11 protein-coding genes are annotated in these 10738 nt (G+C 65.5%); 3 read left to right on the top strand and 8 right to left on the bottom strand.

All coding sequences use genetic code 11. From position 1 onward, the window contains the following. Positions 1 to 169: 169 nt before the first annotated feature. The gene (locus PMI15_RS22465; protein WP_007874575.1) at positions 170 to 1513 is read right to left on the bottom strand and encodes a HAMP domain-containing sensor histidine kinase; all 1344 of its coding nucleotides are present in this window, start codon (positions 1511 to 1513) and stop codon (positions 170 to 172) included. 565 nt (positions 1514 to 2078) lie between these two features. On the opposite strand from PMI15_RS22465, the gene PMI15_RS22460 reads away from it, so the two are divergent. Continuing rightward, positions 2079 to 2753 (top strand): hypothetical protein, encoded by a 675-nt coding sequence (locus PMI15_RS22460; RefSeq protein WP_007874572.1) that lies wholly within the window; start codon positions 2079 to 2081, stop codon positions 2751 to 2753. Positions 2754 to 2827: 74 nt separating this feature from the next. Here PMI15_RS22460 and PMI15_RS22455 read toward each other — a convergent pair whose 3' ends face one another. Continuing rightward, a complete protein-coding gene (locus PMI15_RS22455; protein ID WP_007874569.1) occupies positions 2828 to 3712 on the bottom strand; it encodes a LysR family transcriptional regulator in 885 nt (294 codons plus the stop codon). A 134-nt stretch (positions 3713 to 3846) separates the two neighbouring features. Here PMI15_RS22455 and argC point away from each other — a divergent pair, with 134 nt between their 5' ends. After that, positions 3847 to 4833 carry an N-acetyl-gamma-glutamyl-phosphate reductase gene (gene argC, locus PMI15_RS22450; RefSeq protein WP_007874567.1) on the top strand — a complete coding sequence of 329 codons (987 nt, stop codon included), beginning with the start codon at positions 3847 to 3849 and terminating at the stop codon, positions 4831 to 4833. Here argC and PMI15_RS22445 read toward each other — a convergent pair. The 5 genes from PMI15_RS22445 to PMI15_RS22425 form a co-directional block, all read right to left on the bottom strand. Continuing rightward, positions 4830 to 5486: a glutathione S-transferase family protein gene (locus tag PMI15_RS22445; RefSeq protein ID WP_007874565.1), complete on the bottom strand. Its 657-nt coding sequence runs from the start codon at positions 5484 to 5486 to the stop codon at positions 4830 to 4832. The two genes, argC and PMI15_RS22445, sit on opposite strands and share 4 nt — an antisense overlap. A gap of 28 nt (positions 5487 to 5514) precedes the next feature. Then, positions 5515 to 6456, bottom strand: a complete 942-nt coding sequence (locus PMI15_RS22440; protein ID WP_007874563.1) for an alpha/beta fold hydrolase — start codon at positions 6454 to 6456, stop codon at positions 5515 to 5517. Positions 6457 to 6567: 111 nt separating this feature from the next. After that, entirely contained in the window at positions 6568 to 6984 is a 417-nt protein-coding gene (locus tag PMI15_RS22435) for a VOC family protein (RefSeq protein ID WP_007874562.1), read from the bottom strand. 50 nt (positions 6985 to 7034) lie between these two features. Then, positions 7035 to 7466, bottom strand: a complete 432-nt coding sequence (locus tag PMI15_RS22430) for a YciI family protein (protein ID WP_007874561.1) — start codon at positions 7464 to 7466, stop codon at positions 7035 to 7037. 34 nt (positions 7467 to 7500) lie between these two features. Next, the gene (locus tag PMI15_RS22425; RefSeq protein WP_007874560.1) at positions 7501 to 7917 is read right to left on the bottom strand and encodes a nuclear transport factor 2 family protein; all 417 of its coding nucleotides are present in this window, start codon (positions 7915 to 7917) and stop codon (positions 7501 to 7503) included. Between the two features lie 147 nt (positions 7918 to 8064). Between PMI15_RS22425 and PMI15_RS22420 the strand changes: the two genes are divergently transcribed. After that, positions 8065 to 8937 carry a LysR substrate-binding domain-containing protein gene (locus tag PMI15_RS22420; protein ID WP_007874559.1) on the top strand — a complete coding sequence of 291 codons (873 nt, stop codon included), beginning with the start codon at positions 8065 to 8067 and terminating at the stop codon, positions 8935 to 8937. Positions 8938 to 9042: 105 nt separating this feature from the next. Here the strand turns inward: PMI15_RS22420 and PMI15_RS22415 are convergent, their stop codons facing one another. After that, positions 9043 to 10191 (bottom strand): hypothetical protein, encoded by a 1149-nt coding sequence (locus tag PMI15_RS22415; RefSeq protein WP_007874558.1) that lies wholly within the window; start codon positions 10189 to 10191, stop codon positions 9043 to 9045. Between the last annotated feature and the right edge of the window lie 547 nt (positions 10192 to 10738).

Below are 10738 nucleotides of genomic sequence, written 5' to 3'. Positions count from 1 at the left end.
CTGCGGGTCGCCTTTCTTTTGCGTACTTTTCTTTGGCGAAGCAAAGAAAAGTATGTCGCCCGCCGGGGCGAGACCCGGCCAGCAGAACTAAGAAGAGAGACCAGAAATACGGAGAGAGGAGAAGGAGGAGGAGGGAAGGCGAGCGTGCCCGCCGGAGCAAGACCCGGCATCACCCCCGGCCCGGCGGGCCAGCTTCATATCGAGCCAACTCCACCCAAAAAACACTCCCCCGTCCCTGGCGGTCCGCCATCCCCACCGGATGTCCCAGCAGCTGGCTCAGGCGGTAAATCGCCGCCAGTTCCAGCCCGAAGCCCTCGGCCGTGCCCTGCTGTGGAATGCCTTGCGGGAAAGTTTGCTGGCGTTCGTGCGCGATGCCCGCGCCCGTGTCCCAGAGCTCTATGCGCCACTGGCCGCGCCGCGGCCTGGCCGCCAGCAACACGCCGCCGCCGTGCGTGTTGCGCAAGGCGTTCGACAGCAGGCTGCCCACCAGCCGCGCCAGCAGCACCGGGTCCGACAGCGCCCGCCCCGCGGCGGCCCGCGTGCGCGTGCGCAGGCGCAGGCCTTTTTCGCGCGCCAGCGGCATATGCTCCTCGGCCACCGTGTGGATCAGCGCGGCTAAATCCACCGGCTGCGTGTGCACCGTCAGCGAAGCCGGGTCCAGCCCCGCGAGGCTGAACAGCGAATCAAACAGGTTGTCGATCTTGCGCGTCGAATCGGCGATCTTGCGCGCGATCTGCGTCGCGAACTCTGGCTCCAGCGTCAGCCAGTCGGCATACAGGCCCAGCGCGTGCACCGGCCGGCGCAGCTCATGTGCGGCACTCGCGATGAAACGCGTACGCACCGCCTCCGCGTCCGCCACCGCGCGTTTCCTCTCCTCCAGCGCCTTGATCAGCTCCTGGCGGTCGAACTGCAGCTGCAGGCTGATGTGCCGGGCCCGGTACATGCGCCGGCCCGTCACATGCGCCACCGCCAGGAAGACCAGCACCACCGCCATCTCGGCGCCGGTGTCCACCGCGGCGGGCACGCCGCCCCCGAAGTCCATGTGCCAGACCAATGCGGCCAGCACCGAGGCGCCCAGGCCGTTGCAATAGGCCGAGAAAGTCCGCAAACTCGGCGGCGACGAAGACACCGCGGTCGCCGCGATGCCCGACAGCATCAGCATGCAGAGCAGTTGCTCCTCCACCGGCGCCCGGTGGTAGACCACAAACATCAGCGCGCCCCAGACCACCGCGCTCAAGGGCCAGGCCCAGCTGTGCAGCGACATGAACTCCCGCAGCGCCACCCCGTCGGCCTCCGCCAGGCGCGTGCGGTAGGCGCGCAGGATGGCATAACGCAGCAAGGTCATCGAGCCCGCCGCCACCGCCCATGCCCCGAGGTCCAGGGGGTCCACATGCCGGTACAGCATCGCCACCGTCACCAGGATCACCAGCACGGCCGCATGCAGCGTGGGCTGGGCATGCCGCATAAAGGTATGGGCCAGCTGCGTGTTGACCCAGGACTCGCGTGGGCTCATCGACGGGCGCTTCCGGTGGCGGCTGGCGGGATGGGCGTCATTGAGAAAGAAGGAATTTTTTCCGGGGGCGAGGGCACGACGGCAACAACAACCATATCAGAGGGCGGGATGAGGGTTCCTACGTAGCCAGCTTAGGGAAATCCACCATGCCTTCGCATCGGGAAGGTCTGCATGCAGACATTCTTTGCCGGGTTTGGTGAAATGGCCGCGGCGCGGCCCTTGCCGGTGCGGCTCTCTTAAAGGCTTAACGGCAGCCGGGGCGCGGAAGTTCTGCCTTGTGCCTGCCCTGCGCGCGGCCCCCTGCGGCCTCAGGTCGATCTTGCCAGTGTTGGCGGGCTTGTACGAGCCGTCTTTGGTTGTCGTTGGGCGGTGCTTGCGGGGGTGGAACGCATACCTTTTTATTCATGGCCGTGCGGGAAAGGACCGGTGGATGCGCATGCCCGACTTCAAGAAGCGCTGCGAGCTTGTATTCAATGGCGAGAGTACATTTAAGCAAGCTGGCGCTTTCCAGGGCTGCTTGCGGCCGGTAGCAGGCATGCCATCACGGCAGAATCAAGCTCAAAACATGAAATTCAAAAAACCATTCCTCGCCGCTCTCCTGGCCATCGGCCTCGGCATCACCGCCATGGCCGCACCACCGGTGACCACGGTGGACCCCCGAACCATCGGCTTCACCATGTCGACCATCGCGGCGGACGCTCTGCAATTCGAAGCGCCCACGGCGCAATCCTCTGCAGGCGCGCCGCAATTCCATGAGGACGAATGGCGGCAGATTGAGTTTTTCCCCGCGGCACGCCTGCCGGAACTCCAGAAGCGGCTGAAAGAGTACAAGACCTTCGAGCAGCAAAACCGGGTTCCGCAGGGCTGGAAAGACATCTACGCCCGGCGTATTGCGGGCGCTCCCCTGGCCGGCACGCCCGGCCCCAGGGAAGTCGCTGCGCTGCTTCAAGGGACGATGGCGCCCGCGCCGATTCTCACCACGGCCTCGGCACCCCTGGGCCAGGTCAAGGGCGGCTTCACCATCCGGCTGGCAGGCTCCGTGTTTCTCTACGGCATTGCCGACGGGTCCACCGTCCATTCACTGGCGGCCATGGTGGAGCGCGGCGGCGACGAGCGCGTGCTCACCGCCGCCTTCACCCGCCTGTACCAGCACTACAAGCTGGTCCTGGTGGACTGGCGTGGCCAGATGCTGCTGACCTCTGTGGAGCCCAACGGGGCGCCCGGGATCTGGCGTCCCTGAGCGCAAAGCCGATGCCTGAACGGCCGCCCGGTGCCTCCCGATCTGTCCGGCAATACGGGTAGCGGCAATCCGCCTTACCCCTCCTTCATCCCCAACAAAGCCCTAAGCGTCAGTTCCGTCGCATCGTCGTCCGGCCTGGTTCTATGCGCAATGCCCAGCGCCCTCGACAGCGCCGGCCGCAGCGGCCGCATGCTGATGCGACTATCAGGCGGTGGCGCGCCTGCTTCGTGCGGCAGCAGCGCGGCGCCGTAGCCCGCCGCCACCAGGCTCTTCATCGCATCGTTGTAGTTCAACTCGATGCGCGCCTGCGGCCGCTGGCCCGCCGCGGCGAACCATTCGGCGGTCTGGCGCGAGAGCCGGGTGCCGCGGTCATTCGCGATCAGCGGCCGGGCGGCGAGCCAGGCGGGTGTCACGTGCTTTGGCGGCTCCCAGGCTGCGGGGATGAAGGCCATGACCGGGTCCTGGCGCCAGGCTTGCACACGCAGGCCGCGGCGCACCGGCTGCGGCAGCGCGACGATGCCGATGTCCAGGCTGCCGGCCGCCAGCCGCACCAGGGCCTCCTCGCTGGTCATCACCGCGACCTGCACGTCGATCTCCGGATGCCGCGCGGCCAGGGCTTCCAGCGCCTGCGGCAGCAGGTGCGCCAGCGCGCCCGTGGAGGCGCCCAGCCGCACGCGGCCGCCGCGCTCGGCGATCTGGCGCTGCACGGTCTCCAGCAGCTCGTCGGCCTCGGCCAGCAGGCGCCGTGCCTTGTCCATCAGCAGGCCGCCCGCGGATGTCGCGGTGACACCGGCCGGCGCACGGTGCAGCAGGCGCATGCCGACGCGGGCTTCGAGCTGCGCCACGTGCAGCGTCACCGTCGGCGGCGCCAGGTGAAGCGCCTTTGCCGCCGCGGCAAACGAGCCCAGGTCGGCCACCGCCAGCAGTGTGCGCAGGCGGTCGAGGTTGATTTCGCGCATGGTGCACCTTTCGTCGTGGAGTTCGTCGTGGGGTAGGGATTCAGGAATTCTGAATGACAAGTTTGCCAGATTCAACTTGCCTGCACGGCCTTGGCGATGCACCATCCGCTTTGAACCCCAGATCGGAGCACTTCATGACCCCTCTTGTTTTTATCGACGGCGACCAGGGCACCACCGGCCTGCAGGTGCTGCAATGGCTGGCGGGCCGGAGCGACCTGCGCCTGCTGCAATTGCCGCCCGCGCACCGCAAGAGCGCCGCCCACCGCGCCGAGGCGCTCAACGACTGCGATGTCGCACTGCTGTGCCTGCCCGACGACGCCGCCCGCGAAGCCGTGGCGCTGGTGCGCCGCCCCGGCGTGCGCATCATCGACGCAAGCTCGGCCCACCGCACCGCGCCGGGCTGGGTCTACGGCCTGCCCGAGCTCGACGCCGCGCAGCCCGCGCGCATCGCCGGCGCGGCACGCGTCAGCAACCCCGGCTGCTACCCCACCGGCGCGGTGGCCCTGCTCAAGCCCCTGGTCGACGCCGGCCTGCTGCCCGCCGACTATCCGCTGGCCATCCACGCGGTGTCCGGCTATTCAGGCCGGGGCCGGGCCGGGCTTGAGGACCACGAAGGCGCCGCCGCCGACACCGCGGTGCCCTTCCAGGTCTACGGCCTGGGCCTGAACCACAAACACGTGCCCGAGATCCAGCAGCATGCCGGCCTGGCGCACCCCCCGGTGTTCGTGCCCGCGTACGGCCACTATCGCCAAGGCATCGTGCTCACGATCGCGCTGCATCTGCGCCTGCTGCCCGCCGGCGTGACCGCCGCGCGCCTGCACGCCGCGCTTCAAGCGCGCTACGCGGGGCAAACCTTCATCGAGCTGCAGCCGCTTGCAGACGACGCCGATGCGCAGCGGCTCGACCCCCGCGCGCTCAACGGCAGCAACCGCTTGCGGCTCGCGGTGTTTGGGCAGGAGCGTACCGGCCAGGTGCTACTGACCGCCGTGTTCGACAACCTGGGCAAGGGCGCCGCGGGCGCGGCGGTGCAGAACCTGGATCTGATGCTCGGCTTGTCGGTGGAACCACAAGGTGAGCCAGGCTCCAGCCGGCCTGAAAGCGGCCTTCTTCAGCCGGCCTAAGCCGCCTTCGTAAACACCGCCAGCTGCGCCGCAAAAGCCCGCTGGTAAGCCGGCCGCGCCACGCCGCGTGCGACATAGGCAAGAAGGTTGGGGTATGTCTGCAGCAGGCCAGAGCTTTCCAGCCTGCGCAGCACCGTCACCATCAGCAGGTCGCCGGCGCTGAAGGCGCCATCCAGCCAGTCGGCATCGCCCAGCCGGCGCGAAAGATCGCCCAGCCGCGCATGGACTTGCTCATCCAGGGCAGCCAAGCGCTCCGCATACCAGGGCTTGTCCTTCTCAAAGAGCGCGGCCATGGAGCGCTCCACAATGGGCGGCTCCACCGTGTTCAGCGCGGCAAACATCCACGCAATCGCGCGGGCGCGGGCATTCGCATCATGGGGCAGCAGGCCCGCATGGCGCTCCGCGATGTGAAGGATGATCGCGCCCGACTCGAACAGCACCAGCCCATCTTCTTCATAGGTCGGGATCTGCCCGAAAGGATGCAGCGCTTTATGGGCGGGCTGCTTCATCGCCGCGAACGACACCAGGCGAACCTCATACGCCTGGCCTACCTCTTCAAGCGCCCAGCGCACGCGCATGTCACGCGCCAGGCCTCGGCCGCGGTCGGGTGAGCGTTCAAAGACCGTGATGGTGGGGGTGGTCGTTGGGGTCATCGCGATGTTTCCTTCGGGGGATTCCCGGTTACTTGCGCTCGCTGACCTGCTGCGCCCAGCTGGCCGTGTTGCTCTTCCCATCCAGGAAAGGCAGCACCGTCGGCACCAGGCTGGGCGCGAGGAACAGGTCGTAGTGCGTGAACCCCGGCAAAATCGCCAGCCGGTTCTTCGCCATGTTCTCCCGGCCCCAGCCCGCGTCCTTCAGCCCGCCGCCCAGCAGCTGGTAGAACTTCACGATGTGCTCGGGGCGGTACATGTCGCTGTCGCCAAACACCAGCATCACCGGCATCGCCAGCTTTTTCACATCCTCTGAATAGTCATAAGGCTTGCGCATGAAGGCGCCCATCTGGTCCAGCAGCCTGGGGAAATCCTGCGGGCGCGGCGCCACCGCGGCGTAGGACTTGTACATCGGCGTGTCCTTCATCATGTCGGCCATCGCCGCGCCCACTTGCGCCTGCATGGGCAGCATTTCGGGGAAGAAGCCGTCCTGCGCGTAGCCGGCCGACACCAGCACCAGGCGCCGCACACGCTCGGGGTGCTGCACCGCCAGGCGAAAGCCGACACCCCCGCCCATGGAATAGCCCATCACGTCCACCGGGCCGTAGCCCAGCTTCTGGATGATTTGCGCCATGTCCTCGCCCATGTCGACCAGGCTCACGGGCCTGTCGGTCAGCGCCGTGCGGCCGTGCCCGTAGAGGTCAACACCTATCACCTGGCGGGTCTGGGCCAGCGCCGCCAGCACCGGGCCCATCATCTCGACCTGGCCCAGGCCGCCGTGCAGGAGCAGCAGCGGCTCGCCCTGGCCGTGCACCTGGTAGTGGTAGTTGACGCCGTTGACGCTCAGGTAGCCGCTCTTGACCGGCTTGCTGTCCTGGGCGGGAGAGGCGGCAAGGGACGTGGCCGGGAGGAGGGTGGTAGCGGCCATCGCTGCGGTGAGCAGAGAGGCGAAAAGGGTGTGTAAGAACTTCATCGATTGCTCCTTGAGGTAAAAAAAGGAATCGGCCCCATCGGCCGTTCAGCTTGCTTCCCTAACACGACGAGCGGGGCCGACGAATTCGACAAAGTCCGGCTACGTACCTGCCTACGCAGTGGCAGCCTGCGCCGCCGCCATGTCCATCCATACCGGCTCGAACACATGGCCGTCCGGGTCCTGGAAGGCGCGTGAATACATAAAGCCCATGTGCTGCGGCGGGCGAACGTCGGCCTTGCCGCCGGCGGCCGCCGCGGCCTGCGAGATGGCGTCCACCTCTTCGCGGCTGTCACGCGACAGGGCCAGCAGCACTTCACTGGTCTCGTGCGCATCGGCGATGCGCTTGCTGGTGAAGCTGCCGTAGTACGCGTGCGTCAGCAGCATGAAGCTGATCGCCTCCGACCAGACCATCATCGCGGCCTGGTCGTTGCTGAACTGCATGTTCTGCTCGCAGCCTATCGCCTTGTAAAAGCGTATGGCGGCGGTGAGGTTCTTCACGGGAAGGTTGACGAAAATCATTTTTGGCATGGGTGTCTCCTGGGGTTGGGTTGGGGTGGGGTGGGTTGAAGCTTTGAGGGTCAGTGGGGCCTGGACGTTTCGACCTGCGCGCGCAGCCGCTCTTCCTGCTCACGCAGCTCCGGCGTAAAGGCATCGCCAAAGTCTTCCGCCGCAAAGACCTGCCGGATCTCGAGCTCCGAGTCGCCCGGCATCGGGTTGGGGCAGCGCTTGGCCCAGGCGATGGCCTCCTGCAGCGAGGTGCATTGCCAGATCCAGAAGCCGGCCACCAGCTCCTTGGTTTCGCTGAAGGGCCCGTCGATCACCGTGCGGTTCTTGCCGGAGAAGCGCACACGGGCGCCCTTGGCGCTCGGGTGCAGGCCTTCACCGGCCTGCATGATGCCCGCCTTCACGAGCTCTTCGTTGTACTTGCCCATCTCGGTGAGCAGCTGCTCGCTGGGCATGATGCCGGCTTCACTGTCGGCGGTGGCTTTGACCAGGACCATGAATTTCATTGGGGTTCTCCTGCTTGGTTGGTGGTTGGGTGAGTCAACGGGTTTCCGCGCGGCGGTACTTGTCGCCGACGGACGCGCGAATCGGTGCCGTGTCATAGATGATGGTCATGGTCTCGACCAGGCCTTGCGCGTCGAAATCAAACATGTCCACGCAGCGAAAGCTCACCTGCGAGCCGTCGGCCAGCTCCCACTGGTAGGTAAAACACACCGAAGCCCGGCGCGAGCCGGCCGCGCTCACAAACACCTCGGCATCCTCCAGCTCGCTGCGCCGCGTCGCCGCCTTCAGCAGCTCAAAAAACTCCCCCGCCGGCTTCACGCCCAGAAAGGGCGAATGCACCACACCCTGCGGGCTGAACAGCGCCACGATTGCGGGCACGTCGCCCGCGGCCAGCAAGGCCAGGTAGCGGTTGATGACGTCGATGTAGGCGAGTGCGTTCGAACTGATGACCATGGTGGGGGGCGGCGTGCGGAGGAATGAATGAACAGGGCGCCATCGTAGGAGTGCAGGCGCAAGAGCACCATCGAAAGATTTTGGGGGCAGCCATGCACGGCGCGCATGGCTGCCTCGGCGGCGGGGCCGCCACGATAAACTGCGCGCATGCCCGCCTTGCCGCCCCTCTATGCCCTGCAGGCCTTCCTGGCCGCCGCCGATTGCGGCAGCTTCACCGGCGCGGCCACGCGGCTCAATTTGACGCAGGGCGCGGTGAGCCGGCAAGTGCAGCTGCTCGAGGAGTACTACGGCTGCCCGCTGTTTGTGCGCGTGGCCCGCGGCCTCACACTCACCGCCGAAGGCCAGCAACTGCTCGCGCCGGTACGGCAGGCCCTGGAAACCCTGGCCCAGGCCAGCGCACGCGTGCGGCGCGGTGCCGATGTCCTCAGGGTCCAGTTCCCGCCCACCATGGCCGTCAGGTGGTTTTTGCCGCGCCTGCCGGCGCTGCAGGCCGCCATGCCCGGCCTCGAGATCCGCGTCGCCACCCATTGGACCGACGCGCCCGATTTCAGCAACACCGATGCCGACGCCATCATTGCCCACGGCAAGGGCGGCTGGCCAAACCTGGTCGAGGTGCCGCTGATGCGCGAGCACCTGGTGCCCCTGTGCTCACCGCAGATCGCCGCCGGCCTGCGCGAGCCCGCCGACCTGGCCGGCGCCACCCTGTTACATGCCACCGCCAGCCGCCACGAATGGCTGGCCTGGCTGCGCGGCGCCGGCGTGCCGGATTTGCGGGGCGCGCGTGAGCAGCTGTTTGACACGGTGGACATGTGCGTCCAGAGTGCGGAGCGGGGGCTGGGTGTGGCGATTGCCGATGCGGCCTTGTTCACGGACCTGATTGCGTCGGGCAAGGTGGTGAAGCCCTTTGACATCGAGGTGGACAGCGGGAATGGCTACTTTTTGACTTATCCGCCTCAGCGGGGAGAGCAGCGGAATATTCGGTTGTTTGAGGAGTGGTTGGTGGATGTGTTGCGGGGGTGAGGGTTTTTTTTGCTTGGGCTCTACAGGCTTGGTCTGCTTAGGTCAGTTTGGCGCGAAGAGCACGAGGGGCTAGCCGTCGCCCCTCCCAATGACCTAGATGAAAGACTATTTGCTTACCCGCCGGAACTCGGCACCCGATGACGATGGGTGGTGTTCCGGTGCAAGTTCGAGGATGCACTCAACATAGGGCTTCGCCGTATCCCATGAAGCGTTCGCGTCCTTCAGTTCAAACAACCGCCTTGTCGCCTCCACCGCCTCTGGCCATCGGCTTTCATCGGCTCCTAGCAGGGCCACTCGTTGGTCTCGCTCATCATGTTTGTGCCCGTCTTGGCCACCATAGCTATGAAACTCAACAATCCGCGGCGGCTTAGGTACGTCGGTTCCTGGGCAGCTTCCCCCGGGCGCGGCAGCTTCTCGTGTTGCATGCCCTCCCGCGAACGAATCCTGGATCGTATGCAGCAGCGAACCGAACGCAATGTGATTGAGCTTAGGCAGCAGGTGATCGTTGCGGCCAAGAATATAAATATCCGCCACAGTCCACTCGGAGCACCCGAAGTGTTCCGCAATCGTCGGGTTGGCGATGGTCTTCAGCATTGTCTCCGGCTTGATCTCACGCGCCGACACCTTCCACGCAAACTCCACCCAGTCAATCATTTTCTGCCGCGTCACCGGCGCCTGGATATCGTCTTCGCTGGCCATCCCATGCAGGAATTGCAAGTCACCAAAATGTGACCGCGTCAACAAGTTGCCCCGGCTATAGCCTTTGCCTCGCGCGCATCCTGAAATCTTGCGCGTCTCCGCTGTCTTCTGTGCACTGGTGAACATGCAGTACCAGCACTCCGGCTGCGTAGCAAAGCGCACGGTTTGTTCCACATTGCAGGCCGCCGCGCGCGTTAGAAACTTCTTGCAGTTTTGTCCTTCGTTGTGCCGAAGCCGAAACGGTGGAAGGTCGTTCCAGCGCACGCCATAGATCACATACGGACTGGCGAATCCGCGGTCGGCTCCCTTGCAAGAGGTGTCACTTCGCAGTTGTCCGCGTTCCACGGGGCAGCCATAGCCCAGTTGCGTGATCTCTTCATGCACGGGCTCCTTGATCAGCACGCCAACCTTCCCGGCCACGCTCGACAACCAGTTCGGGCTTTCATTCGTCAATTTCGCCTCGAACTCTGATCCCAGTGGTGCGAGTTGAAATGCACTCGCTAGCGTCATATGTGCAGCGATGGCTATCGCAAATCCGGCTTGGTTTATCTTCATCTTTCACCTCGTGATTGGTGATGCAGCCGCACTAGAAGCCTGCATGGATCTCCTCGGGTGCAGCTTAAGGCTTGTTGGCCAACGGTAACCGCCGCTTGCTTTGCTATTCATGTGGTCGCCCTGGATGCTGAGGGCGCCATAGCGCGCAGACGCAAACCCGCATGCAACTGAATAGCACGGGCCCTCAATCCTCTCTCAACTTAGCAGGTATATCGTGGCACGTTCACTCTTTGAGCGAACCCTCCAATTGGAGGAGATTGGAGGCGTTGTGTGCATGCCTGATGTGTGGGCTTTCCCAACGGCGCCGAGGTGCCGGATCTGCGGGGCGCGCGCGAGCAGTTTTCTGATACGGCGGGTATGTGCGTCCAGAGTGTCGAGCGGGGATTGGGGGGGCGATTGCCGATGCGGCCTTGTTCACCGACCTGATTGCCTCGGGCAAGGTGGTGAAGCCCTTTGACATTGAGGTCGATAGCGGGAATGGTTATTTCTTGACTTACCCGCCGCAGCGGCGGGGGCAGCGGGGGATTCGGGTGTTTGAGGGGTGGGT

The organism is Polaromonas sp. CF318 (genome assembly GCF_000282655.1).
Lineage (GTDB): Bacteria > Pseudomonadota > Gammaproteobacteria > Burkholderiales > Burkholderiaceae_C > Polaromonas.
This window is presented reverse-complemented; position numbering and strand designations above follow the sequence as displayed.